Source organism: Rhodobacter sp. NTK016B (assembly GCF_017303295.1).
Classification (GTDB): Bacteria; Pseudomonadota; Alphaproteobacteria; order Rhodobacterales; family Rhodobacteraceae; genus Pararhodobacter.
Genome location: NZ_JAFKOK010000010.1, coordinates 1 through 25,277, shown reverse-complemented (window position 1 = coordinate 25,277; position 25,277 = coordinate 1). Strand labels below are relative to the sequence as shown.

Annotated in this window: 27 protein-coding genes; 9 read left to right on the top strand and 18 right to left on the bottom strand. The window is 66.9% G+C overall.

Annotated features, from left to right (window positions below; translation table 11 throughout):
- The first annotated feature begins 2 nt into the window (after positions 1-2).
- Entirely contained in the window at positions 3-785 is a 783-nt protein-coding gene (locus JI664_RS13885; RefSeq protein ID WP_207014360.1) for an SDR family NAD(P)-dependent oxidoreductase, read from the top strand.
- 346 nt (positions 786-1,131) lie between these two features.
- The gene (gene rnr / locus JI664_RS13880) at positions 1,132-3,372 is read left to right on the top strand and encodes a ribonuclease R (protein ID WP_207014359.1); all 2,241 of its coding nucleotides are present in this window, start codon (positions 1,132-1,134) and stop codon (positions 3,370-3,372) included.
- A gap of 354 nt (positions 3,373-3,726) precedes the next feature.
- Here rnr and JI664_RS13875 read toward each other — a convergent pair whose 3' ends face one another.
- The 7 genes from JI664_RS13875 to JI664_RS13845 form a co-directional block, all read right to left on the bottom strand.
- Positions 3,727-3,987, bottom strand: a complete 261-nt coding sequence (locus JI664_RS13875; protein WP_207014358.1) for a YjhX family toxin — start codon at positions 3,985-3,987, stop codon at positions 3,727-3,729.
- A 222-nt stretch (positions 3,988-4,209) separates the two neighbouring features.
- A complete protein-coding gene (locus tag JI664_RS13870) occupies positions 4,210-5,139 on the bottom strand; it encodes a 2-hydroxyacid dehydrogenase (protein WP_207014532.1) in 930 nt (309 codons plus the stop codon).
- Positions 5,133-6,281, bottom strand: a complete 1,149-nt coding sequence (gene rodA, locus JI664_RS13865) for a rod shape-determining protein RodA (protein WP_207014357.1) — start codon at positions 6,279-6,281, stop codon at positions 5,133-5,135. Before rodA ends, JI664_RS13870 begins: the two co-directional genes overlap by 7 nt.
- Positions 6,278-8,227: a penicillin-binding protein 2 gene (gene mrdA, locus JI664_RS13860; RefSeq protein ID WP_207014356.1), complete on the bottom strand. Its 1,950-nt coding sequence runs from the start codon at positions 8,225-8,227 to the stop codon at positions 6,278-6,280. The genes rodA and mrdA overlap by 4 nt, the downstream gene beginning before the upstream one ends.
- Positions 8,224-8,763 carry a rod shape-determining protein MreD gene (locus JI664_RS13855; protein ID WP_207014355.1) on the bottom strand — a complete coding sequence of 180 codons (540 nt, stop codon included), beginning with the start codon at positions 8,761-8,763 and terminating at the stop codon, positions 8,224-8,226. Before JI664_RS13855 ends, mrdA begins: the two co-directional genes overlap by 4 nt.
- Before the next feature lie 3 nt (positions 8,764-8,766).
- On the bottom strand, positions 8,767-9,798 hold the full coding sequence (gene mreC / locus JI664_RS13850; protein WP_207014354.1) for a rod shape-determining protein MreC: 1,032 nt from the start codon (positions 9,796-9,798) through the stop codon (positions 8,767-8,769).
- Between the two features lie 29 nt (positions 9,799-9,827).
- Positions 9,828-10,865 (bottom strand): rod shape-determining protein, encoded by a 1,038-nt coding sequence (locus tag JI664_RS13845; RefSeq protein ID WP_109534045.1) that lies wholly within the window; start codon positions 10,863-10,865, stop codon positions 9,828-9,830.
- 219 nt (positions 10,866-11,084) lie between these two features.
- Between JI664_RS13845 and JI664_RS13840 the strand changes: the two genes are divergently transcribed.
- The 5 genes from JI664_RS13840 (at position 11,085) to JI664_RS13820 (ending at position 14,093) form a co-directional block, all read left to right on the top strand.
- Positions 11,085-11,789 carry a helix-turn-helix transcriptional regulator gene (locus JI664_RS13840; RefSeq protein WP_207014353.1) on the top strand — a complete coding sequence of 235 codons (705 nt, stop codon included), beginning with the start codon at positions 11,085-11,087 and terminating at the stop codon, positions 11,787-11,789.
- Between the two features lie 47 nt (positions 11,790-11,836).
- Entirely contained in the window at positions 11,837-12,217 is a 381-nt protein-coding gene (locus JI664_RS13835; RefSeq protein ID WP_207014352.1) for a VOC family protein, read from the top strand.
- On the top strand, positions 12,214-12,630 hold the full coding sequence (locus JI664_RS13830; RefSeq protein WP_207014351.1) for an EVE domain-containing protein: 417 nt from the start codon (positions 12,214-12,216) through the stop codon (positions 12,628-12,630). The genes JI664_RS13835 and JI664_RS13830 overlap by 4 nt, the downstream gene beginning before the upstream one ends.
- Before the next feature lie 70 nt (positions 12,631-12,700).
- Positions 12,701-13,093 (top strand): DUF2147 domain-containing protein, encoded by a 393-nt coding sequence (locus JI664_RS13825; RefSeq protein WP_207014350.1) that lies wholly within the window; start codon positions 12,701-12,703, stop codon positions 13,091-13,093.
- A gap of 73 nt (positions 13,094-13,166) precedes the next feature.
- Positions 13,167-14,093, top strand: coding sequence for a DMT family transporter (locus JI664_RS13820; protein ID WP_207014349.1), 927 nt, complete (start codon positions 13,167-13,169; stop codon positions 14,091-14,093).
- Positions 14,094-14,198: 105 nt separating this feature from the next.
- Here JI664_RS13820 and paaZ read toward each other — a convergent pair whose 3' ends face one another.
- From paaZ to JI664_RS13765, 11 genes are all read right to left on the bottom strand, one after another.
- Positions 14,199-16,247, bottom strand: coding sequence for a phenylacetic acid degradation bifunctional protein PaaZ (gene paaZ, locus JI664_RS13815; protein WP_207014348.1), 2,049 nt, complete (start codon positions 16,245-16,247; stop codon positions 14,199-14,201).
- A gap of 11 nt (positions 16,248-16,258) precedes the next feature.
- Positions 16,259-17,011, bottom strand: coding sequence for a Phenylacetic acid catabolic protein (locus tag JI664_RS13810; protein ID WP_207014347.1), 753 nt, complete (start codon positions 17,009-17,011; stop codon positions 16,259-16,261).
- A gap of 39 nt (positions 17,012-17,050) precedes the next feature.
- Positions 17,051-18,124 (bottom strand): 2Fe-2S iron-sulfur cluster-binding protein, encoded by a 1,074-nt coding sequence (locus tag JI664_RS13805; protein ID WP_207014346.1) that lies wholly within the window; start codon positions 18,122-18,124, stop codon positions 17,051-17,053.
- Between the two features lie 10 nt (positions 18,125-18,134).
- Positions 18,135-18,650 carry a 1,2-phenylacetyl-CoA epoxidase subunit PaaD gene (gene paaD, locus JI664_RS13800; RefSeq protein WP_349768728.1) on the bottom strand — a complete coding sequence of 172 codons (516 nt, stop codon included), beginning with the start codon at positions 18,648-18,650 and terminating at the stop codon, positions 18,135-18,137.
- Positions 18,644-19,363 (bottom strand): 1,2-phenylacetyl-CoA epoxidase subunit PaaC, encoded by a 720-nt coding sequence (gene paaC / locus JI664_RS13795; protein ID WP_414707739.1) that lies wholly within the window; start codon positions 19,361-19,363, stop codon positions 18,644-18,646. Before paaC ends, paaD begins: the two co-directional genes overlap by 7 nt.
- 128 nt (positions 19,364-19,491) lie before the next feature.
- Positions 19,492-19,776, bottom strand: a complete 285-nt coding sequence (paaB, locus tag JI664_RS13790; protein WP_109534056.1) for a 1,2-phenylacetyl-CoA epoxidase subunit PaaB — start codon at positions 19,774-19,776, stop codon at positions 19,492-19,494.
- A gap of 63 nt (positions 19,777-19,839) precedes the next feature.
- Positions 19,840-20,817, bottom strand: coding sequence for a 1,2-phenylacetyl-CoA epoxidase subunit PaaA (paaA, locus tag JI664_RS13785; protein ID WP_207014343.1), 978 nt, complete (start codon positions 20,815-20,817; stop codon positions 19,840-19,842).
- A 58-nt stretch (positions 20,818-20,875) separates the two neighbouring features.
- The gene (gene pcaF, locus JI664_RS13780) at positions 20,876-22,081 is read right to left on the bottom strand and encodes a 3-oxoadipyl-CoA thiolase (protein ID WP_207014342.1); all 1,206 of its coding nucleotides are present in this window, start codon (positions 22,079-22,081) and stop codon (positions 20,876-20,878) included.
- A gap of 90 nt (positions 22,082-22,171) precedes the next feature.
- Positions 22,172-23,053 (bottom strand): PaaX family transcriptional regulator C-terminal domain-containing protein, encoded by an 882-nt coding sequence (locus tag JI664_RS13775; protein WP_207014341.1) that lies wholly within the window; start codon positions 23,051-23,053, stop codon positions 22,172-22,174.
- 41 nt (positions 23,054-23,094) lie between these two features.
- On the bottom strand, positions 23,095-23,811 hold the full coding sequence (locus JI664_RS13770) for an HAD family hydrolase (RefSeq protein ID WP_286174099.1): 717 nt from the start codon (positions 23,809-23,811) through the stop codon (positions 23,095-23,097).
- A gap of 40 nt (positions 23,812-23,851) precedes the next feature.
- Positions 23,852-24,595 (bottom strand): alpha/beta hydrolase, encoded by a 744-nt coding sequence (locus tag JI664_RS13765; RefSeq protein ID WP_207014340.1) that lies wholly within the window; start codon positions 24,593-24,595, stop codon positions 23,852-23,854.
- A 73-nt stretch (positions 24,596-24,668) separates the two neighbouring features.
- Between JI664_RS13765 and JI664_RS24170 the strand changes: the two genes are divergently transcribed.
- Together JI664_RS24170 and JI664_RS24165 are read left to right on the top strand one after the other, a co-directional pair.
- On the top strand, positions 24,669-24,845 hold the full coding sequence (locus JI664_RS24170) for an NUDIX domain-containing protein (RefSeq protein ID WP_349768727.1): 177 nt from the start codon (positions 24,669-24,671) through the stop codon (positions 24,843-24,845).
- A gap of 124 nt (positions 24,846-24,969) precedes the next feature.
- On the top strand, positions 24,970-25,134 hold the full coding sequence (locus JI664_RS24165; protein WP_349768726.1) for a hypothetical protein: 165 nt from the start codon (positions 24,970-24,972) through the stop codon (positions 25,132-25,134).
- Positions 25,135-25,277 lie beyond the last annotated feature (143 nt).

Here is a 25,277-nt window from a genome sequence, read left to right as displayed (position 1 = left end):
CCATGGGACATTTCGCCGGCAAGACCGCGATCATCACCGGCGCCGCGGGCGGCATTGGTTGCGCCACCGCGCTGACCCTCGCCCGGCAGGGCGCGGCGCTGGTCCTCGCTGATCTCGGCGCCGGGGTTCAGGAAACCGCAACTCTCGTACGCGAAGCGGGCGGCCGGGCCGAGGCGCTCGTCACCGATTGCGCCCGCGATGAGGGTGTGCAGGCCATCGTCGCGCGCGCGCTCGACGTCTTTGGCGGGATCGATATCCTTCACGCCAATGCCGGCATCACCGGCGGGCTGATCCCGAAACTCGATACGCCGAGCGACGATTTCATGGAGGTGCTGCGCATCAACCTGCTCGGTCCCTGGATCGCCATCCGCGAGACGCTGCCCCATCTGCAGCAGGGCGCTGCGATCATTTGCACCGCCTCGGTCGCGGGGCTGAGGGCCGGGGCCGGGCCGATCCCCTATTCGGCCTCGAAAGCGGGGGTGGTGAGCCTTGTGCAGACCACCGCCATGGCGCTGACCGGGCGCAGGATCCGCGTCAACGGCGTGGCGCCGGGTCTCATCGACACGCCGATGACCGCACCCCTTTTCGACGAGGCGCGCGCCAAGGGGCGCGAGGACCGGATCGGCCAACTCAACCCGTTGCGACGCGGCGGCCGGGCCGAGGAAGTGGCCGAGGTCGTGGCCTTCCTCGCCTCGGACGCGGCCTCGTATCTGAATGGACAGGTTCTCGCCGTCGACGGCGCGCTGTCGGCCCAATTGCCCTTCACGCCGAAATGGTCGCTGTGAGGAGGCAGGCGCTGCGCATGGCAGTTCGCCACGCAAGGTGAGCGGTTTCGCCCTCGCTACCGCTCGCGCGGTTCCGAGGTGTTTCGCCCTCGCTCTCGCTCGCGCGGTTCCATGTGCTTTCGCCCTCGCTATCGCTCGCGCGACGTGGGCGCGCCTCGCTGCGCTCGGCGCGCAAAGGGGGGCTGCTCGCCCCCCTCGTCGCTGCGCGCCTCACCCCCTCGGGATATTTCCGGATTAAAGATGCCAGAGCGCGGCCCGCCCCTTCATTCTGCTGGAAATACTCCCTTCGGGAGCGCGATCCGCCTTTCTGCGTGACGGCGGACGGGGGGCATGGTAGCGCCAAGACATGACCAAACTGCCTTCTAAAACCGAACTCGCCCAATGGCTCGCCGATCAGACGGACAGGCCATCGATGCGCGATGTCGCCAAGGCCTTCGGCATCAAGGGCGGCGCGGACAAGGTCGATCTGAAGGCGCTGCTCAAGGATCTCGAGCGCGAGGGGCTTTATGAGCGGCGCAAGCGCGGGGCGCGCGGCGCGGGACTGCCGCCTGTGGGGATCGTGCGGGTTACCGGGCCCGATGCGCAGGGCGCGCTTCTGGCCGAGCCCGCCGATGCCGAGAGCCGTGCAGGAGACAAGAGCGCGCGGATCGTGGTGATCGAGCGGCCGGGTCAGCCCGCGATGGGGCCGGGCGACCGGGTGCTCGCCAAGCTTCTGCCGGTGGCCGAGGGCTATCACGCGCATCCGATCCGCAAGCTGCAATCGGGGCCGAAACTGGTTCTGGGGATCTATCGCCAGGGGCCGGAATTCGGCCGCATCCTGCCCATCGACAAGGGCGCCGACATGGAATGGCGCGTCTCGCGCGACGAGGCCGGTGGCGCCCGCGACGGCGAGCTGGTCGAAGCCGAGCAATCGGGACCCGCGCGCATGGGGCTGCCCCGCGCGCGTATCACCGCGCGGTTGGGCGATCCCGGTGCGCCGCGCGCGGTCAGCCTGATCGCCATTCACCAGCACGGCATCCCCGATCACTTCCCCGACGCCGTCATCGCCGAGGCCGAGGCTGCGCCCGAAATGCCCGCAAGCAAGCGCGAGGATCTGCGCGCGCTGCCGCTTCTGACCATCGACCCATCCGATGCGCGCGACCATGACGACGCAGTCTGCGCCGCGCCCGATCCTGCCAGCCCCGGCGGGTTCATCGTCTGGGTCGCCATCGCCGATGTCGCCGCCTATGTGCGCCCGGGGTCCGAATTGGACCGCGAAGCTCGCAAGCGCGGCAATTCCAGCTATTTCCCTGACCGCGTCGTGCCCATGTTGCCCGACCGGTTGTCGGGCGATCTGTGCTCGTTGCACGAGGATGTCGAGCGCCCCGTTCTTGCCGTCGAGATGAAGGTCTCGGCGCAGGGCGAGAAAACCGGGCATCGCTTCATGCGCGGTCTCATGCGCTCGCGCGCCTCGCTGAGCTATGAGCAGGCGCATGCGGCCTTCGAGGGCCGCAGCGAAGCCGCGACCGAGCCGCTCATGGAGGATCTGGGGCACCTCTATGCTGCATGGAAGGCCACGCAGCTTGCCCGCGCCGCGCGCCAGCCGCTTGATCTGGATCTGCCCGAGCGGCGGATCGTGCTCGATGAGGCCGGGCAGGTCACTTCGGTTGCGTTCAAGGACCGGCTCGACGCCCACAAGGTGATCGAGGAATTCATGGTGATGGCCAATGTCGCCGCCGCCGAAGAGCTGACCAGCCGCCGTTCGCCGCTGCTGTTCCGGGTGCACGAAGAGCCGACGCCCGAGAAGATCGAGGCGTTGCGCGAGGTGGCGCAGGGGGCCGGGCTGGTGCTGGCCAAGGGGCAGGTGCTGCAGACGCGCCATCTCAACAAGCTTCTGGGCGATGCCGAGGGCAGCGAGTTTGACGAACTCATCAACATGGCCACGCTGCGCTCGATGACTCAGGCCTATTACGCGCCCGAGAATTTCGGCCATTTCGGCCTGGCCCTGCGCAATTACGCGCATTTCACGTCGCCCATCCGGCGCTATTCGGACCTGGTCGTGCATCGCGCGCTGATCCGGGCGCATGGCTGGGGCGATGACGGGCTCAGCGACTGGGATATCGAGAATCTTGGCGAAACGGCCAAGCAGATCTCGGATACCGAGCGCCGCTCGATGGCGGCCGAGCGCGACACGACCGACCGCTATCTGGCGGCCTTCATGGCCGATCGGATCGGCGCGGTGTTCAAGGGCCGCATCAGCGGTGTCGCGCGGTTCGGACTGTTCGTGAAGATGGATGAAACCGGGGCCGACGGGCTGATCCCGATCCGCTCGCTTGGAAACGAGTATTTCCGCCACGATCCCGATACCCAGAGTCTGACGGGCGAGAAGACCGGCACCGTCATCGGGCTGGGCCAGCGGGTCGCGGTCAAGCTGGCCGAGGCCGACGGGATGACCGGCGGGCTGGTTCTGGAACTCCTCGAGATCGAGGGCGCACCGATGGCCCGGGCCGGGCGCGGCCGTTCGCGAGGCTACGCGCCGCGCAAGGGTGCGGCGAAAAAGGCGGGCAAAATCAAGGCGCGCCGCAAACGCGAGCGCCAGAAGCGTTAACGCACGGTGTTCGGGCTGGGTGATCTTGCGGTCCTTTGCCGTCACGCAGAAAGGCGGATCGCGCTCCCGAAGGGAGTATTTCCAGCAGAATGAAGGGGCGGGCCGCGCTCTTGTATCTTTAATCCGGAAATATCCCGAGGGGGTGAGGCGCGCAGCGACGAGGGGGGCGAGCAGCCCCCCTTTGCGCGCCGAGCGCAGCGAGGCGCGCCCCCGTCGCGCGAGCGACAGCGAGGGCGAAACACCTCGAAACCGCGCGAGCAACAGCGAGGGCGAAACACCTCGGAAACGCGCGAATGTCAGCAACGGTGAAACCCCTTGCGGCGCGGGATGCGCCGCAAGGGGCCTTGGCTGGCCTCATCCCTGATTGTCGAGTTGCGCGCGAACGAAAAGCCGGCCGCGCTTCGAGATGCGGTAGGGGCTTCCCTTATGCGATTCGATCAGGCGTTTGCGGCGCAGGCGGTCAAAGACGGGCCGCGTGCAATCGGACAGCACGCTGCCGTCGCGGGTGACGCAGGTGATGGCCGTGATCTTGGGGCCATCGTCGCGTTCGTGCAGGATGTGGCCGCCCAGAGCCAGAACGTGCAGCACACGTTGTTCGGGTCGTGAGATATTCATGGAAGTCTCGTGCGATAGGTGTGAGCGAACACCGCAGGCGCGTGGCGCCGGCGGTTCGGAGATCACCCGGCTCTCTGAAACTCAGAGAGCCTTATCACACAAGCTCTGACATCCAGTCCTCTTGGAGCGGCCGATACGTGGCGATCGGCGCGTCCGGTCAAGATAGGCGCCCCACGCGGCCGGATCAAGCGCGGGCGCGGGGCGCCGGTTCAATAGCCCGGTTCAATACCCGGACTCCCGGTCGACGCGGTGTAGAAGCGGGTCGCCGTCGCGCAGGCGTCTGAGGTTTTCGGCAATGACGCGCGCGGCGGTGGCGGGGCGCGTCTCGGCGGCAATATGCGGGGTCACCGTGACGCCGGGATGCGCCCAGAACGGATGATCGAGCGGCAGCGGTTCGACGCGGAACACGTCGAGCGTGGCCTGCGCGACCCGGCCCGTATCCAGCGCCGCCAGCAGCGCCTCGTCATCGATAAGCGGCCCGCGGCCCGGATTGATGATTACCGCGCCCTCGGGCAGCCAGCCCAGTGTCTCGGCGTTCAGCGTATCGCGGGTCTCGTCCGTCAGGGGCAGCAGAAGCACGACGATCTGCGCCTGTTCAAGCACCGTCTTCAGCCCTTCGGGGCCGTGGTGGCAGGCGATGCCCGCGACATCCTTGGGATTGCGGCTCCAGCCCAGAACCGGGAAACCCAGCCCTGCCAGCGCCTGCCCGCAAGCCGTCCCAAGCGCGCCCAGTCCCAGCATCGCCACCGGGCGCTCCGAGGCGAGTGGCGGCATGACCACCTCCCAGCGATTCTGCGTCGCCAGCACGCGGTCGATGCCGATATGCGCGCGCATCGTGTGGCCCACGACGTATTCGACCATGCCCTGCGTCAGGCCCGGATCGACCATCCGGCACAGGGGTTGCGTCAGCGTTCGGTTGGTGACGATCTTCTCAACCCCCGCCCAGAGGCTCAGCACCGCGCGGCAATTCACGAAGGGAGTGAAATCGTCGGGCGTCTCGCCGCCCGGCGCATAGATCATCGCCTCGATCTCGGCGGGATCGGCGCTGCGCAGGATCTCGGCCTCGACCCCCGCGTCGGAGAGCGCGGTTTTCAGCGGCGCTTCCCAGAGCGGCCAGCGGTCTTCTCCGGCGGCGAACAGGACCTTCATGATTTCTCCCTCGGTCGATGGATACAGGCCGATTGGACCAGCCCAAAGCCGATCAGGATCATCAGCATCGCCGAGCCACCATAGCTGACCAGCGGTAGCGGTACGCCGACAACGGGCGCGAGGCCCATCACCATTGCCATATTGATGGCGAAATACAGAAAGAAGTTGCCGGCGATGCCCAGGATCAGCAGCGAGGCGAAGCGGTTCTTGGCCTGCATCGCGGCGATCACGCAGGTTACGATGATGCCGATATAGAGCGTGAGCAGGAACACGCTGCCGATAAAGCCGAATTCCTCGGCCAGCGTGTTGAAGATGAAGTCGGTGTGCTTCTCGGGCAGGAAGTTCAGCCGCGACTGCGTGCCCTGCATGAAGCCGCGCCCCGACCAGCCGCCCGATCCCAGCGCGATCATCGCCTGATTGATGTGATAAGACGAGCCCAGCGGGTCCAGCGTCGGGTCAAGGAAGGCGTCGATCCGGCGGAACTGATAGTCGCGCAGCAATTGCCAATCCGTCCCGCGCGAGGCGAAGACCAGCGTGACCAGCCCCACGCCCGCGCCGATCACCGCGCCGAAATACCACAGGCTGACGCCAGCGAAGAACATCACCATTCCGCCCGCGCCAAGGATCATCAGCGCGGTGCCGAGGTCGGGCTGTATCAGCACCAGAAAGGCGGGGGCGGCGATCAGGAACACCGCGACCAGCACCCAGAACGGATGCGACACGCGCCTGATGTCGAGCCAGTCGTAATAGGTGGCCATCATCATCACGATGGCGATCTTCATCATCTCCGAGGGTTGCAGCCGGATCGGCCCCAGTTCGAGCCAGCGCTGCGCGCCCATGCCGACCGAGCCGAAGAATTCGACCCCGACCAGCAGCAGGAACGAGACGCCGTAAGCCAGCACCGACATCGAGCGCCAGAACCACAGCGGCACGAAGCCGATCGCCAGCATGACCGCCAGCGACAGCGCATAGCGCTGCATCTGCGGTTCGGCCCAGCGGTCGAAATCGCCGCCCGAGACGGAATAGAGCTGCAGGAACCCCACCGAGGCCACCGCCGTCAGCAGCAGAACCAGCGGCCAGTTGACATAGAGCACCTTGCGCAGACCGCTGGGCGAGCGCTTGACGTTGTATTCGAGGTAACTCATGCGCGGCTCCGCCCGTTGTCGGGGGTGGCGGGCGGGCCGATCTGGTCGCTGATCGTGCGGATCATCGTCTCGATCCGGTTGCGCTGCGGCGTGGGATAGGACTCGAGCGCGGGCAGGCCGCCATTCTGCGCGGCAAGGATGATGTCGCGGGCGATAGGGGCCGCCACCGACGAGCCGCCGCCGCCATGCTCGACCACGACCGACACCGCGTAGCGCGGGTCCACATCGGGGGCATAGCAGACGAACAGCGCGTGATCGCGCCGGTTCCACGGCAGCTGGTCCTGACTGCGGATCCCCGCCGCGCGTTCGGCGGCGGTGATCGAGAAGACCTGCGAGCTGCCGGTCTTGCCCGCCATGCGCTGCTCGGTATTGACGATGCGCGAGCGGTAGGCCGTGCCCCGGTTCGAGTTCGACACTTCCCACATCCCGCGCTGCACCTGCGCCAGAACGGCGGGTGTCAGGCCCAGCGGCGGCTGGTCGGGGATCGGTTGTTCGACATCGTCGATGCTGTGGATGAGCCGGGGCAAGATCGCGCGGTTGGTGGCCAGACGGCAGGTCATCACTGCCAGTTGCAGCGGCGTGGCCAGAACATAGCCCTGACCGATCGAGGCATTGATCGTGTCGCCGATCACCCAATCCGCCCCGCGCCGGTCGCGTTTCCATTCCCGCGACGGGTTCAGCCCCGACGATACACCTGACAGCGGCAGGTCATAGCGAATGCCCAGCCCCAGCCGCTCGGCCATGGCGTTGATCCGGTCGATGCCGACGCGCTGCGACAAGTCGTAGAAAAACACGTCGCAGCTTTCGGCCAGAGCCGAGGTCAGGTTGACGCGCCCGTGCCCGCCGCGGTTCCAGCAATGGAACCGGCGGCCCGCGGCATCGAGATAACCGGGACAGAAGACCCGCTCGTCGGGTGTGGAAAGCCCGGCTTCGAACGCCGCCAGCGCGGTCACCATCTTGAAGGTCGAGCCGGGTGGATAGGCGCCCTGCACGGTCTTGTTCGACATCGGGCGGTGATCGTTGTCGCGCAAAGCGGCGTAATCGGCCACCGAGATCCCGCGCACGAACAGGTTGGGGTCAAAGGACGGGGCCGAGGCCAGCGCCAGCACGTTGCCGGTCTGCACCTCCATCACCACCGCCGAGGCGCTTTCCTCGCCCAGCCGCGCCAGCGTGAAGGCCTGAAGCTGACGGTCCAGCGTCAGGCGCACATTCGAGCCGGGATCGCCCTCTTGCCGGTCAAGCTCGCGCATTTCGCGGCCCACGGCATTGACCTCGATCCGGCGGTGTCCGGCCGAGCCGCGCAGGGTTTCCTCGTATTCCCGCTCGACGCCGATCTTGCCGATCTGAAAGCGCGGGATCATCAAGAGCGGGTCGGGATTCTCGCGCGCTTCCAGATCGCGTTCGGAGACCGGGCCGACATAGCCCACCGAATGCGCGAATTCCGCGCCGAACGGGTAGAAGCGGGTCCAGCCCACCTCGGGCGTGACGCCGGGCATAGCCGGGGCATTGGCGGCGACGCGGGCGACTTCTTCCCAGTTGAGCTGGTCGGCGATGGTCACCGGCACGAAAGGCCGGTGGCGCATGATCTCGCGCTCGGCCCGCTCGATATCCTCAGGCGTGAGCGCGATGATCTGCGCCAGCCGTTCCAGCGCTTCGCGCGGCTCGCCCGCATCCTCGCGCACCAGAACGATGCGGTAGTTCTGAACGTTCGTCGCCAGCACCGCGCCGGCGCGATCATAGATGACCCCGCGCGCGGGCGGCAGCAGGCGGATATTGATGCGGTTTTCTTCGGCCAGAAGGCGGAATTCCTCGGACTGGCCCAGCTGCAGCGACCGCATGCGCAGCACCAGAACCCCGGCGAAAACCAGCTGCGCCCCACCCAGAAGGGCGGCGCGACGCGAGATCCGGCGGGCAGAATCTTCGTTGTCCTTGGGCGATCGTTTCATAGCTTGCGCCCCAATTCATCGACTTCGCCGGTCGCGGGTTTGCGCACGCGCAACACGCCCTGAAGCACCCAGACCACCAGCGGATAGACCGCGATTGTGACCGCAAGCTTGGCCGCGCTCAAGTCGATCGGGTCGCGCGGCGACATCACGATCACGAGTGCCAGCCGGTTCGCCACGGTCATGGCCAACATCACGCCCGCCACCATGCCCCATTCCAGAAGCAGGTTCATCTCGCGCACGACCTGACTGCGGCGGCGCAGGAATTCGCTGCCCACCAGCACCGCCAGCGCCCACAGGCCGGGCGGGCGCATCAGGAACAGATCTTCGATCAGGAAGACCGCGACCACGGCCACCGCCGGGATCTGGCTGGGCCGCCGCAGGATCCACGCAAAGGTCAGCGCCAGCAGGAAATCGGGCGCGGGCCAGCCGCCATAGGGGTTGGACAGCGGCAGGATCCGACCCAGGATCGCCACGGCTGAAAGGAACAGCCACAAGCCCAGATAGGAGAGCGTATCGAGACGCCAGAACTCGCCCATGGTTCAGCCCCCGCTGCTGCCGGCGGGATCGGTCCCGGCCTCGGGCGGTTCGGCGCCGGGGACCGGCAGAGCAGGGATCTGCGGCAGGGTCCCGTCGACCGGATCGGGGACAATATCGGGAATCGGCGGCGGCGCGGTATGGCCGGTCATGGGATCGATCAGCTCGCCATCCTCGGTCACCGGGCGCAGCAGCGTTCCCGATTGCTCGATCCGTTCGGCCGGACGCGAACGCAGCACGCGCAGGAAATCGAGCCGCCCGTAATCGGCAGCCAGCCGCACCCGCATACGCCCGTCCGTCGCCATGACGATCTCGCCCACCAGCAGGCCGGGCGGGAAGACCCCGCCATCCGAGGCGCTGACCACCCGGTCGCCGGGGCGCAGGGTTTCGGCATTCTCGACGAAATCCAGAACCGGCAGGGGCGTGTTGTCGCCCGAAATCAGCGCGCGCTGGCCTGAGGGCTGCACGATGACCGGCACCCGGCTGTTGGAATCGGTCAGCAGGATCACCCGCGACGAGCGGTCGCCCACGCCCGCGATGCGCCCCGCAAGGCCCAGCCCGTCCATCACCGCCCAGCCATCGACAATGCCGTCGCGCGCGCCAACGTTCAGCAGCACCGATTGGCGATAGGGACTGCCCGCATCGGCCATCACCACGCCCGTCACATGCGTCAGCTGCGGGTCCAGTCGCACGCGCGCCATGTCCAGAAGCTGGGCATTGCGCTGCTCAAGCTGCAGTGCCGCCTCGCGCCACGCGCGCATCTGTTGCAGTTCGCGGCGCAGTTCCTGATTCTGCTCGTAGATGCGGGTGTAGGACCGGAAATCCTCGATCATCCGCGCGACGCGCGTCACCGGCGCCATCGCCCATTCCATATTGGGCACGACGGCATCGACCACAGCGGTGCGGAAGCGTTCGATCCGGGGGCTGTCGATGCGCCAGAGCAGGAACAGCGCCAGAAGGACCAGCGCGAGCACCCCGATGACGAGACGTCGCACGGGGCGGACATAATCGGCCTCGTTGCTACGATCGGAAGCCACGGTGACCCCTCATGGCCGATCCGGACGGATCAGCTTTCGTAATCAATGGCGTGACGCAGTTGCTTTTCGTATTCCAGCGCCTTGCCGGTGCCCAGCGCGACGCAGTTCAGCGACTGGTCGGCCACGGTGATGATCAGCCCGGTCTGCTCGCGCAGGGCCAGATCCAGATCGCCCAGCAGTGCGCCGCCGCCGGTCAGCATGACGCCCCGGTCGACGATGTCGGCGGCCAGATCGGGCGGCGTGGTTTCCAGCGCGATCATCACCGCTTCGCAGATCGTTTGCACGGTTTCCGACAGCGCCTCGGCCACCTGACCCTGCGTGATCTCGATTTCCTTGGGCACGCCGTTCAGCAGGTCGCGGCCGCGGATCTGCATCACCTTGCCGCGCCCGTCATCGGGCATGCGCGCGGTGCCGATCGTGGTCTTGATCCGCTCGGCGGTGGATTCGCCGATCAGCAGGTTCTGATGGCGCCGCAGGTAGGAGATGATCGCCTCGTCCATCCGGTCGCCCCCGACGCGGACCGAGCGGGCATAGACGATGTCGCCAAGTGACAGCACCGCGACCTCGGTCGTGCCGCCGCCGATATCGACGACCATCGAGCCCGTGGGATCGGTAATCGGCATGCCCGCACCGATCGCCGCGGCGATGGGTTCGCTGATAAGCCCCGCGCGCCGCGCGCCCGCCGACAGCACCGACTGACGAATCGCGCGCTTTTCGACCGGCGTCGCGCCATAGGGCACGCAGACGATGACCTTGGGCTTCGAGAAGGTCGAGCGCTTGTGCACCTTGCGGATGAAATGCTTGATCATTTCTTCGGCGACATCGAAATCGGCGATGACACCGTCGCGCATCGGGCGGATCGCCTCGATCGAGCCGGGCGTGCGGCCCAGCATCAGCTTCGCGTCCTCGCCCACCGCCAGGACCTGCTTTCGCCCGTCCTTGACGTGATAGGCCACCACCGATGGCTCGTTCAGAATGATGCCCCGACCCTTGACGTAGACCAGCGTGTTCGCCGTTCCGAGGTCGATCGCCATGTCCGACGAAAAGATGCCAGTCAGTCCCAACATGTGGTGCGTGTCCCGAAATGCATGAAAGGCCCCCGCACAAGGGCGGGGGCGAGCGCGGCCCTTATAGGCCCCCTTGCCCCGCGCCGTAAAGGCCCCCGCTCGGTGCACTCGGCGCGAATTCGCCGCGACGGGCCTCACGATGTCTTCATCCGCGCCGCGTGCTGGGTTTCTGCGGCTTTTCCCTTGTTCCAAAGGGCGGCTTGCGCGACACCGGCCGTCATGACGACGCGCTCCGAACGCCTGCTTGCCGTGCTGCAGATCCTGCAGCGTCACCGCCGCCCGCTGGCGGCGCAGGCCATCGCGGACGAGACCGGGACCTCGCTGCGCACCGTCTACCGCGATATCGAGGCGCTGCGCGCGCAGGGCGCGGTGATCGAGGGCGAGGCGGGGATCGGCTATATCCTGCGCCCCGGCTATCTGCTGCCGCCCTTGATGTTCACCCGAGACGAGCTTGAAGCGCTGGTGCTGGGCGCGAGGCTGGTCGCGGCGCGCGCCGATCAAGGTCTGGCGGGGGCTGCAGGCGCCGCGCTGGGTCGTATCGGGGCGGTACTGCCCGAGGAGTTGCGCGCCTTCGTCGACAGCTCGCCGCTTCTGGTGCCCGCGCGACTGCCCAATGCGGCAAGTCCGGTCATGGCCGATCTGCGCGAAGCGATGCGCACGGAACACAAGGCGCGCATTGCCTATCGCAGCTTGCAGGGCGCGGAGAGCGAGCGGGTGATCTGGCCGCTGGCTATGGGGTTCTTCGAAAGCGTCCAGACCCTGATCGCATGGTGCGAATTGCGGCAGGGCTATCGCCATTTCCGCGAAGACCGGATCACCGCCTGCACGATCCTGCCCGACCGCTACCCCAAGCGCCGCGCGGCGCTGATGCGCGACTGGACCGAGACCGAGCGCAAGATCCGCAACGCTGCTGACAGAAGCTGACACAGCCCTCTGCGACACAGACGCCATCGCAACTCAAGGAGGCTTCCATGCAGTCCACCCCGATGGTCATCCAGTATGTCACCGACATCCCGGCGAGCACCGCGTTCTACGCCGATGCGCTAAACGCGCCCGTGCTCTACGAGGCCGCCGATTTCACCATGCTCAAGCTGGGCGACGGCGCGCGCCTTGGCCTGTGGCGCCGCAGCGAGGTCCAGCCGCCGGTAGGCGACGCGCAGCCCGGCGCGAGCGAGCTTAACGCCGTGGCCCCGGACCTGCCCGCGCTCACCGCGCTGCACGACCGTCTGGCGGGGCAGGGGGCGACGATCCTGCACCCGGTCATGGCGCTGCCTTTCGGTCAGGCCTTCATGCTGGCCGATCCCGACGGCCACCGCCTGCGCGTCTACGTGCCCGCGGCGAACCCGCAATGAGCCCGCGCAACTGGATCGCCGTGGCCTCGGCCGATCACGTCGCCGTCGGGCGGCAGGGCGGCTTCATGCAGGTTAACCACGGCAAGGAGGCGCCCCTGCGGCGCCTCCGTCCCGGCGATAGGGTGGTCTATTACTCGCCCCGGCAGCAGATGCGCGGCGGCGAGCAACGGCAGGCCTTCACCGCCCTCGGCGTGGTGGCCGACGGCCCGATCTATCGCGGCGAGATGGGGAATGGCGACACGGCGTTTCGCCGCGATGTGCATTGGCAGGCGACGCAGGACGCGCCGATCCGGCCCTTGCTGGAACACCTGTCCTTCGGCGGACCGCATTGGGGCGCGCCCTTCCGCTACGGCCTGTTCGAGATCACCGCAGACGACATGGCCGTGATCGCCGAAGCGATGCGCGGGGACTGACGCGACGCGACGCGATGCTTGCCAGAAACCCGGTGCTGGAGGATGCTGCGCGAAAACGGGAGGACTTAGCATGAAAACCGCGATTCTCGCCTTTGCCGCCGGGCTGGCCCTGAGCGCATCAGCCGCGCTCGCCGATCCGGCCGAGGGCCGCTGGCGCACCCAGCCCGACGATAACGGCAATTACGGCGTCATCCAGATATCGATGTGCGGCAACACGCTTTGCGGGACGCTGATCGAAAGCTATGACGGCGGGGGCAATGCGCTGCAATCGCCCAATAATGGCCGCCAGATCGTCTGGGACATGGAGCCGCACGGCAATGGCGAATACCGTGACGGGCAGATCTATGCACCCGACCGCGACCAGACCTATCGCTCGCGGATGGATCTGGAAGGGGATCGGCTGATCGTGGCGGGCTGCGTGCTGTTCATCTGCCGCGACCAGACCTGGACCCGCGACAACTGACTTTGCGCAACATCCGGGTCGTCCCGCGCGACCCGGAGCGGGCAGGGTGTTCCGACACGCAAGGGAGACCCCGATGTCCGGCAAAGACTGGCTGAGCCTGATCCTTCTCTCCGTCCTGTGGGGCGGATCGTTCTTTTTCGTGGGCGTGGCCGTACCGTGGCTGCCGCCCCTGACCATCGTGCTGATCCGTGTCGGGCTGGCCGCCTTGGTTCTGGCGTTCGCGCTGCCCGCGCTCGGGGTGGCTCTGCCACGCGGGCGGGCGGTCTGGGCCGCGCTTCTGGTGATGGGGTTTCTCAACAATGTTGTGCCCTTCTCGCTCTATGTCGTGGCGCAGGGGCAGATATCGTCGGGGCTGGCCTCGATCCTGAACGCGACCACACCGCTCTGGGGCGTGGTGGTGGCGCACCTGGCGACACAGGACGAACGCCTGAGCTGGCCCAAGGCGCTGGGCGTGCTGACCGGCTTTGCGGGCGTCGCGGTGATGCTGGGACATGCCAGCGATGGCGGCGCGCTGTGGGCGCAGGGCGCCTGTCTCTGCGCCGCGCTCAGTTATGCGCTGGCCGGCGTCTGGGCGCGGCGGTTCAAGGCGATGGGACTCGCGCCGCTGTCGCTGGCGCTGGGGCAACTGGCCTGCGCGACGCTGATCCTCTTGCCGCTGGTCGCGCTGATCGACCGGCCCTGGATGCTGTCGCTGCCGCCCCTGCCGGTCATGGCCGCGCTTCTGGGACTGGCCGTGCTGTCGACGGCCTGCGCCTATGGGCTGTATTTCCACCTCATCGCCAGCGCGGGCGCGGTCAACGCGTTTCTCGTGACCTTTCTCGTGCCCGTCAGCGCCGTGGCACTGGGCATCGCCTTTCTCGGCGAGGCGCTCGCCCCCCGCCATGTCGCGGGCATGGCGTTGATCGCGCTGGGGCTCTTGGTCCTTGACGGGCGGCTCTGGCGGCGGGTGCGGGCCAGAGGGGGCCGTCTGCCCCCTCTGGACACCCCCGAGGATATATAGAGATTAAAGATGGGGCTTAAGAAAGCGTTAAGCCCCCTCACTCTGCTTGAAATACTCAGGCGACCGCGCCACCGGGCGCGCGGTCGGGCGTCTTCACGCGGGCGCTCACGCAGGCCAGGTCTTGGCCACCATGGTCAGTACGTCGTATTGCGCGACCGGGCTGCCGTCCTGCTTGGTGACGACGCAATCCCAGCGCACCTCGCCGTGATCGGCGGTTTCGCGCGGGTTGATTTCCTTGCAGGTCAGCTGCACGCCCAGCACGTCGCCGGGATAGACCGGGGTCAGGAAACGCAGGTTGTCGACGCCGTAATTGGCCAGCACCGGGCCGGGATCGGGCTGCACGAAGAGCCCCGCCGCGAAGCTCACGATCAGGTAGCCATGCGCGACGCGGCTGTCGAAGAACGGGTTCGCCTTTGCTGCGTCCTCGTCCATATGGGCGTAGAACGTGTCGCCGGTGAAATCCGCGAAATGCTCGATATCGGCCAACGTGATTTCGCGTTTTTCGGTGACGATCTGGTCGCCGACCTTCAACTCGGCCAGCGATTTGCGGAACGGGTGCTTGTCATCGCGCGTGGGGGCACCGGCAATCCAGCGGCCGGTCACGGCGCTGAGCAGCTTCGGCGTGCCCTGCACCGCCGTGCGCTGCATGAAGTGTTTCACGCCGCGAATGCCGCCCATCTCTTCGCCGCCACCCGCGCGGCCCGGTCCGCCATGGACGAGGTTCGGCAACGGCGCGCCATGGCCGGTCGAGGTTTTCGCCGAGGCGCGGTTGCCCAGCAGGATCCGTCCGTGGAAGGGCGCCATGCCCAGTACCGCCTCTTCCGCCACTTCGGGCGAGTCGGTGAAGACCGAGGCCGCGAGCGAGCCCTTGCCGCGCTGGCTGAGCACCACCGCTTCGCCGAGGTCGTCATAGGGCATGAGCGTCGATACGGGCCCGAAGGCTTCGACATCGTGGACCGCCTGCGCTTTGCCCGGCCTGTCGCAATAAAGCACGACGGGGTTCAGGAAGGCGCCGTCATCGGGGTCGCCCGAAACCAGCGTCACGGCATCGGGGTTGCCCACCGCGATCTCGGCCTCGGCCTGCAGGTCACGGATGCGCGCGCGGACCTCGTCGCGCTGCGCCATCGAGGCGAGCGCGCCCATCCGCGTGCCTTCGTCTCCCGGCAGGCCCACGCCCATCTTGGCCAGCGCGGTTTCCAGCGCCTCGGTCACCGCCTGAACCTGCGCGCGGGGCACGATGACGCGGCGGATAGCGGTGCATTTCTGCCCCGCCTTGACCGTCATCTCGCGCACCACTTCCTTGACGAAAAGGTCGAATTCCGGCGTGCCCGCGACCGCGTCGGGGCCGAGGATCGCGGCATTGAGGCTGTCGGCCTCCATCGTGAAGCGCACCGAATTCTCGACGATGGCTTTCGAGGTCCGCAGCATCCGCCCGGTCTTGGCCGAGCCGGTGAAAGTCACCACATCCTGCTCGGTCACATGATCCAGCAGATCGCCGGTCGAGCCGCAGATGAGCTGCAGCGCGCCCTCGGGCAGGATCCCGGATTCGACGATGCGGCGCACGACCAGCTCGGTCAGATAGGCCGTTTGCGAGGCCGGTTTGACGATCGCGGGCATCCCCGCCAGCAGCGTGGGCGAGAGCTTTTCCAGCATCCCCCAGACGGGGAAGTTGAAGGCGTTGATATGCACCGCGACGCCCTGAAGCGGGGTCAGGATATGTTGCGCCGAGAAACTGCCATCCTTGGACAGGGGCTCGACATTGCCCTCGACCAGCGTGCGGGTATTGGGCAGTTCGCGCCGGCCCTGACCCGAATAGCTGAACAGCGTGTGAAAGCCGCCCTCGATATCGACCATCCCATCGCGGGGCGTGGCGCCCGTGGCAAGCGAGAGCGCGTGGAATTCATCCTTCAGCGCCGACAGGTGCTTGCCCAGCGCCTTGAGCATCTCGGCGCGCTGGTGAAAGGTCATCGCCCGAAGCGCCGCGCCGGACTTGCGGCCATAGGCCAGCGCCTCGGCCATATCGATCCCCGAAGCGTCGATGGTCGCGACCGGTGCGCCGGTGCCCGCGTCGCGAAGAAGCTGGCCGTCGCGCGCGCCCGGGTTCCATGCGCCGCAGATATAGCTTTTCAGCCGGATGGGGGTCTGATCCGTCATGACGGGTCCTTTCAGAGCATGAGATCGGCGAGCGTGGCGTCCACGGACGCCTCCCACCCGGCCTTGAGATCGGCATTGGGACGGTGGCGCAGCCCCATCCGCTTGAGCCGGTCGAAACGGTCCGAGGTTTCCGAGCCGAAGCCGGTGGCGACGCGCGGGCGCCAATAGGCCAGCGCGGCTTCGGCGACGGCGCGGCCTTCCTCGGATTGCGCGATATGCGCAAGCCCTTCGATGCCCAGCTCGGCATGGCGGGCCTCAACGGGAGCGACGGCGCGGAACACCTCGGCCAGCGGCTGGTAGCTGACTTGCGACAGCTCGCCGAACTGCACCTTGGCGGCCAGCCCCTGAAGCACGTTCATCACCACCGCGTCGATCCAGCCTTCGAGCGGGTAATGGAACACGCTCAGCCGCATGTCGCCTTCCTGCCGGGTGGCTCCGATATCGGCCTCGCGGGGCAGGCGGGCGGCCCAGGGATGGACGCCTTCGTAGCGGTCGGTATCGACGCCGAATTCGGCCATGATCTGCAGCACGCGGTCGGCATGATCGGCTTTTTCCAGCGTGATCCGAGCGGCGGCGATACGGCTCTTGATGCCGGGCGCGTCGTTGATCGTGTCGGCAAAGCCCGCCGAGGCCGCCAGTTCGCTGTCGACGAAGCTGGCCATCAGGCGCAGCAGCTCCCCCCGGTAGCGCGCGGGCACGTTGCCCGGCGAGGTCAGCTTGCCGCCATGGGCGAGGTAATCGTCGATGGACATGTCGTCGGTCATGGGTCTCTCCTCCCCCGATAGGGTCCGGCGCAGCGGCAGTTACTGGTCGTAGCTCACGACGACGTTGTCGCTGAGCGGGTAGCACTGGCAGGTCAGCACATAGCCCTGCCGGACCTCGTAATCTTCCAGCGCGTGGTTGGTCATCATCTCGACCTCGCCGTCCAGCACCTTGGCGCGGCAGGTCGAACAGACGCCGGCCTTGCAGGCATAGGGCGCGTCCAGATCGGCCCCCAGCGCCGCGTCGAGCAGGCTCTCGCCCGATTTCGGCATGCGGAAGGTGCGGGTGGTGCCGTCGAGCGTGACGGTCGCCTCGCAGGCCTCGCCGGTATCGGCGACGCTGCTTACGGCCTTTTTCTTGGCGCGGCCGGGCTGTCCGGAGGCGAACAGCTCGAACTTGATCTGATCGTCGCTCAGGCCATGCGCGCGCAGGCTGTCGGCAATGGCCAGCATCATCGGCTCGGGCCCGCAGATAAAGGCGGTATCGACCGTTTTCGGATCGACCCAATGGGTGAACAACGCGGTCATCTTGTCCGCATCGACGCGGCCCGTGAACAGCTCGATCTCCTGACCTTCGGCTTCCAGAACATGGATCACCGACAGCCGCCCGAGGAAGCTGTTCTTCAGATCCTCAAGCTCTTCGCGGAACATGATCGAGTTGATCTGGCGGTTGGCATAGACCAGCGTGAAGCGGCTTTTCGGCTCGCGCTGCAGCACGGTCTTCAGGATCGACAGCACCGGCGTGATCCCCGATCCGCCCGCGAAGCCCAGATAATGGCGCCCGGCCGAAGGTTCCAGAACGGTGTGGAAATTCCCCATCGGCGGCATGGCTTCCAGCGTCTCGCCGGGCGCGAGATTCTCGTTGGCCCAGGTGCTGAAGGCGCCGCCGTCGACGCGCTTGATGCCGACCTTCAACAGCCCCTCATCGAGGCCCGCGCAGATCGAATAGGACCGCCGCAGCTCCTCGCCGTCGAAATCGCGGCGAAAGGTCAGGTACTGACCCTGAATGAAGGCGAAGCGCTCGGCATCTTCGGGCCGCGGGCGCAGGGTGACGACCACCGCGTCGCGGGTGTCTTTCTTAACGTCGATCACGTCGAGGGGCAGGAAACGCGCCATGTCCAAAACCTCAGATGCATTTGAAATAATCGAAGGGCTCAAGGCAGTCGGTGCAGCGATAGGCCGCCTTGCAGGGGGTCGATCCGAACTGGCTGACCTTTTCGGTCTTGGTCGATCCGCAGCGCGGACATTCGACGGCCAGATTGCTCTGCCCGCTCAACCGGCTGATCCGCCCCGCCAGCACGCCATCGGCGGCGGTGCCGTCGATTGGGGGCGCAATGCCGTAAGCCTTCAGCGCCTCGCGGGCTTGCGGCTTGATCCAGTCGGTGGTCCAGGGCGGGGTCAGTTGCCGCTCAAGCCGCAACTGGCCGACCCCTTCGTCGCGCAGTTTCTTCTCGATCTCGAAATTGATCACACTGGTGGCCGGGCAACCCGAATAGGTGGGCGTCACGGTCACCACCAGCGTGTCATCGTCCCACGCGACATCGCGGATGATGCCCAGATCGGTGAGCGAGATCACCGGGATTTCCGGGTCGGGCACCTCGCCCAGCCAGTCCCAGACCTGTTCCAGCGCGGGTCTCACCACTTGGCATCCGGATAGGCGCGCTGCAGCCACTGCATGTCGGTCAGCAGATGGCCCATATGCTCGCTATGCCGCCCCTGCTTGCCGCCCTTATGCGCGAAATCGCTCTCGGGCCGGGTCAGAGCGGCCTCGGCAAAGACCGCGTTGACGGTCTCATCGAAAGTCGCGCGCAGGCTTTCGGGCGCCGGCATCAGTCCGGCCTCGGCCAGCCGTGTGTCGACCGCGTCGGCGATAAAGGCCTCGCCCGCATAGCCCCACAACGCCTCCAGCGCCGCCTGCATCCGCGCGTGGCTTTCCTCGGTACCGTCGCCCAGCCGGATGACCAGATCGGCGGAGCGCTCGATGTGATAGGCCACTTCCTTGCCCGCCTTCTGCGCGATGGCGGCGATGCGGTCGTCCGACGAGCCTTCCAGCGCCTTCAGCATCGGCGCGTGCCAGGCATCGAACAGGAATTGCCGCATAAGGGTCTGGCCGAAATCGCCATTCGGCCGCTCGACCAGCAGGATGTTGTGAAAGTCCCATCCGTCGCGGCGGAAGGCCAGCGCGTCGGCATCGCGCCCGCGCCCCTCGACCTCGCCCGCCAGACCCAGCCAGAGCTGCGTCTGGCCGATCAGGTCCAGCGCCATATTGGCCAGCGCGATATCCTCTTCCAAGACCGGCGCATGACCGCACCATTCCGAAACGCGATGTCCCAGAATCAGGCAGTTATCGCCCAGTCTTGTCAGGCCGGTGAACAGGTCGTGCTCGGGCGAGCCCGCTTTCAGCGGCGCGCGCCCCTCACCCTTTTGCGCGGCCGCGAGGGCGGCGGCATCGGGCGTCATGACGTCAGACAATGAGGGGGCCATCACATATGCCCCACTTCATCGGGAATGTCGTAAAAGGTGGGGTGGCGGTAGACCTTGTCATTCGCCGGCTCGAACAGCGGCCCCTTCTCGGACGGCGCCGAGGCGGTGATCTGCGCCGAGGGCACGACCCAGATCGAGACCCCCTCGTTGCGCCGCGTATAAACGTCGCGCGCATGGCGGATCGCCAGCTCGGCATCAGGCGCGTGCAGGCTGCCGACGTGACGGTGGTTGAGGCCGTGCTGACCCCGGATGAAGACTTCCCAAAGCGGCCATTCGCTGGACATGGCTAAAGCCCTTTCATTCTGCGTGAAATACTCCGCGGGGGTGCGGGGGTGCGAAACCCCCGCTTACTCCGCGGCCACCCGGCGCGATGTCTGTTTGCGCGCATGCGCCATCAACCCGTCGCGGACCCATTCCCCGTCGCGCCAGGCGCGGGTGCGGGCTTCCATCCGGTCGGCATTGCACGGGCCGTTGCCCTTGAGGACCTCGTAGAACTCGTTCCAGTCCGGCTCGGAGAAATCGTAGCCGCCCTTGTCCTCGTTCCATTTCAGGTGCTCGTCGGGGATCGTCAGGCCCAGGAACTCGGCCTGCGGCACCGTCTGGTCGACGAATTTCTGGCGCAGCTCGTCATTGGTGTTGATCTTGATCTTCCACGCCATCGACTGGGTCGAGTGCACCGAATCCTTGTCCGACGGGCCGAACATCATCAGCGACGGATACCAGAAGCGGTTCAGCGCATCCTGCGCCATCGCCTTCTGCTCGGGCGTGCCTTCGGCCATCTTGCGGATCAGGTCGTAGCCCTGCCGCTGGTGAAAGCTCTCTTCCTTGCAGATCCGGATCATCGCCCGGCTATAGGGTCCGAACGAGGTCCGCTGCAGCGGCACCTGATTCATGATCGCCGCGCCATCGACCAGCCAGCCCACCGCGCCGATATCGGCCCAGCTGAGCGTGGGATAGTTGAAGATCGAGGAATACTTCATCTTCCCCGACAGCAATTGCTCGGTCAGCTCGTCGCGCGAGATCCCCAGCGTTTCCGCCGCGCAATACAGATACAGACCATGGCCCGCCTCGTCCTGCACCTTGGCCAGCAGGATCGCCTTGCGTTCCAGCGTGGGCGCGCGGGTGATCCAGTTGCCTTCGGGCAGCTGGCCCACGATTTCCGAATGCGCGTGCTGGCCGATCTGGCGGATCAGCGTCTTGCGATAGCCTTCGGGCATCCAGTCCTTGGGCTCGATCCGTTCCCCCGCATCGATACGCGCCTGAAAGGCGGCGAGTTTCGCGGGATCTTCATCGGTGGCTTCGGACTTCACCATTTGTGCATACATGGGTCTTTCCTTTGCTTTTGGCCTTTGACTCCGGCCCGGTCTCAACCGGGGGTGTGGATCAAACGCGTTCCATAACCAGCGCGATGCCCTGACCGACACCGACGCACATCGTACACAGGGCGTACCGCCCGCCATTGCGTTGCAACTGCCACATCGCCGTGCCCACAAGCCGCGCGCCTGACATGCCCAGCGGATGGCCCAGCGCGATCGCGCCGCCCTGAGGGTTAACGCGGGGATCCGCATCTTCGATCCCCAGATCGCGCAAGACCGCCAGCCCTTGGGCGGCGAAGGCCTCGTTCAGCTCGATCACGTCCATCTGATCAAGGCTCAGGCCGGTGCGTTCCATCAGCTTGCGCACGGCGGGCACCGGGCCCACGCCCATCACGCGGGGTTCGACCCCGGCGGCGGCCATGCCGACGATCCGCGCACGCGGGGTCAGGCCCTGCGCGCGGGCGGCGGCTTCCGAGGCGATGATCGTCGCCGCAGCCCCGTCATTGACGCCAGAGGCATTGCCCGCCGTCACCGTCAGGTCGGCGCCGTTCACGCCGCGCAGCTTTGCCAGTTGTTCGGGCGTCACGTCGGGGCGGGGATGTTCGTCGGTATCGACGACCCGGGGATCGCCCTTGCGCTGCGGGATCGTCACCGGCGCGATTTCATCGGCAAAAAGACCCGCCGCCTGTGCCTTGGCCCAGGCCTGCTGCGAGCGCAGCGCGAAGGCATCCTGATCCTCGCGGCTGATGCCCCAGTCGGCGGCGACGTTGTCGGCGGTCTGCGGCATCGAATGGGTGCCGTACGCCTTTTCCATCGCCTTGTTGACGAAGCGCCAGCCGATCGTGGTGTCATAGACGGCATTGGCGCGGCTGAAGGCGGCGTCGGCCTTGGGCATGACGAAAGGCGCGCGCGACATGCTTTCCACGCCGCCGGCCAGCATCATGTCGGCATCGCCCGCCCGGATCGCGCGGGCCGCCTGACCCACCGCGTCCATGCCAGAGCCGCAGAGCCGGTTGATCGTGGTGCCGGGCACCGAAACCGGCAGGCCCGCCAGCAGCACCGCCATGCGCGCGACGTTGCGATTGTCTTCGCCCGCCTGATTGGCGCAGCCATAGATCACGTCGTCGATGGCCGACCAGTCCATGCCGGAATGGCGGTCGATCAGCGCTTTGAGGGGGGCGGCAGCCAGATCGTCGGCGCGAACCGCCGACAGCGCGCCACCATAGCGCCCGATCGGCGTGCGGACCGCATCGCAGATGAAAGCCTCGGACATCAGCTCCTCCCTAATGGCTGACCGTTCGGTCACTGTATAGGCGCTGACGTGTCACAAATCAATTCGTTTTCTCTGTCGTCTTGTGACATATCAGCCGGTGCGGCGTACCTCGCCGCCAAGTCTTTGACCCGCTTCGATCTTTGCGCCGGGCCGGGGTCCGGCTGCGGTTGGCAGCAATCCCTGCGCGCCCTCGAAGCGATGCCCGATGTGCGAATCAGCCAGCGGCGTGAGCGCGGCGTAGAGCCGGTGGAACAGCGCCCGCGCGGCATGGCCGGGCCAATCGGCGGGCAAGGCCTCGGGCGGCAGGCGCGGGTCGCGCAACAGCGCGTGGCGCCAGCCATGGACCAGAAGCAGTCGCGCGGTGAGCGCCTGCGCCCCGTCGCCGGGCTCGCCGGTTTCGAGCGGCGCGAAATGGCCGATCAGCGTGCGATAGGCGGCAGCATGGGGGGGCAGATCCCAGGCTTGCGCGGCGAAATCGGCCAGCAGCGGTTCGGCGCTTGTGGGAACGGCGTCGAAACTCAGCAGGCCCTTGGGCGGCGCGCCGCGCGCGGGCCCGACCGCCAGTGTCGGCTTCAGCCGCGCATAACCCTGCCGCTCAAGCTGAACCATCCGGGTTTCGGCCTCGCCCTCGGGCAGATGGATGAAACGCCACGACCACGGCTCGGGCGGGCCGTAGATCAGGCGCGACGCTGCGTCGAACTCGGCCCGCGCGGCGTCGCTCAGACGGTAGAAACTGCGCCGACCGCGCCGCCAGCCCTCAAGCTGCCCGGCCGCGACCAGCCGCGAGACGGCGGTGCGCACCAGCGTTTCGGAAATCCCGACCATGGCGCAGGTTTCGATGATCGTGCCGATCCAGACCTCGCCACCCCTCGGCACCACCGCGTCGCCATAGAGCGTCACGATGAACCCCGCCGCGCGCAAGGGCAGGGCAGAGACGATGCGGTCGAGCTGGTCCGGAAAGGCATCACGCATGACGCCATCCTGCCACGAAGCCGCGCGTTAGGCGAGGGCGGCTAGAGCGCGTGGGCGGCCATCGCCCGATAGGCGGGCAGGGCCGCCTCGGCCAACCGCGCGCCCCAATCATCGAGTTGCGGCAGCGGCCCCTCGGCGACCTCGAACCCGGTCGAGCGGTGGACGGCGTTGTACCAATGCGCGGCCCAGACCCCGTCATAGGGTTTCGGCCCGGCGGGCCAGTGCAACATATTCGCGCGCCAGCCGATCCCCAGCGCGGTGCAGAGCGCGCGCAGCTTGGCCTCGGGATCGGCCCTGAGCGCGGTCGAATCCAGCACCGGCGGCGCTGTGCCCGCCTGCTGCGCCACGCGGTCGAACAGTTCGACCTGCCGCTGGAACCCCAGTTCGGCCAGATCGGGGCGCTCGCGCTTTTGCAGATAGGACGCCACGACCCGCGCCGGGTGGCGGATCAGGAACGCGTGGCGGCAGGTGGCCATCCAGTCGAGCGGCACGCCGTCCAGCATGTGCTGGGTCATGTGCTTCTGATACCAGAGCGGCTGATCGGTATCGGCCTGCAAATCCTGCGAGACTTGCACCGCCTCCTGCGGTTGGCTTGCCATCACCGCTGCGCACATCGGGTGCTCAAGCCCGGTCCGCGCCAGATAGGCGGCGTAGAACGGCTCGTCACTGACGGTGCAATCGCCCCGCGCGGCGAAGGCATACATCATTGCCGTCGACAGGTTGCGCGGCCCGGACCACATCGCGATGCGGATCGTCATGCTGTTCCTTCCCCGACCGATGATCCCGGTAAACCCCCGCTCAGGCGGGTTCGCGCTGTGCCAGCTTGCGAAAGGCCGCCCCCAGCGTGATGCCGTGATCGAACACGCCGTTGCGCAGGAATTCAAGCACCTCGGCCATGGCGAGCGGATTCATCATGATCAGCGTATGCGAGGCATTAACCGTGACGTGATCGCGCATCCCTTCTACCATCGTGCTGGCGACCGAGACCGTGCCGTCCGACCGCGCGCCGATCATTGCCGCCCCGAACGGGTTGATCGGCACATCTCCCGCGATCACGCCCAGCTCGAAATCGACGGGCGGCAGCTGGTTGGGGACAGAATCGGCGCCCGTGCCCAGCTGGACCGTCGCGGGGCCGTTGAGGAAGGTCGCAACCTCGTCGAGAAACTCGTTCGAGCGGATCGCATCGACGATCTCGCTGCCATGGTTGGGCGGGGCCAGCATCACCACCCGTCCCAGATTGGGCGGATGCCCCTGCGCCAGCCACGCGCGCACCAGAATGCCGCCCAGCGAATGGGTGACGAAATGCATCCGCTCCATCCCGCATTGCCGCGCCGAGCGCCCGACATAGCCCACCAGCTCGGCGATCGGCGCGTCATCCGAGGGATAGGTCTCGTTGATGACGCGGTAGCCGTGATAGGCCAGCACCTGCTGCAGGATCAGCATCGAGGCCTCAGAGCGTGCCAGCCCGTGCAGAAGCACCACGCAATCGGCGCGCGCGGGCAGGGGCAGGGCAAGGAACAGGATCACAATAAGCTGTCGCATGGCGCGACTATAGGCCGCCGCGCAGCGATGCACGAGAGTGACGAGGGGTGACATGGGGCGGGACGGGGACACGATGACGCGAGGGACAAGACCGATCCGGCTGGCTGTGCGCGCGCTGATCCTGCGCGCGGGGCGTCTGCTGATCGTGAACGCCTATCCGGGGGATCAAAGCGACTTGTGGTGCGCCCCGGGCGGCGGCGCCGAACCCGGGGCCTCGGGGACCGGGACCCTGATCCGCGAGGTGCCTTAGGAAACCGGCATCGCCATCCGCGTGGGCGCTCCTTGCCTCGTCAACTTGCCTCGTCAACGAGTTCCACGATCCCGCACGCGCTGTCGATCAGATCGACATCTGTTTCCGCGCAACTGTGCTGGCGATGCCGAAGGGCACGTGGATGGATACCGAGGGCGTGGTCAATCGCCAGCGCCGGGTGACCCAAGCGGAACTCCGGGACCGGCGCTTCAAGCCCGAAACGCTACCTGAAACGGTCTTCGGCCATGGCGGGATCGGTTACGATCCCCTGAAACTGCTCGCGCCCTGACCGCCCGGGCGTGCTTTGGTGTCTGTTGGTCCCGAAGTCGGGGGATCCTCCCCCGGACCCCCTGGGATATTTGGGGAACAAAGATGGCGCGGCAGGCTTTTGTTAACCGCGCATCTTTGTTCCGGAAATATCCCGGGGGTGAG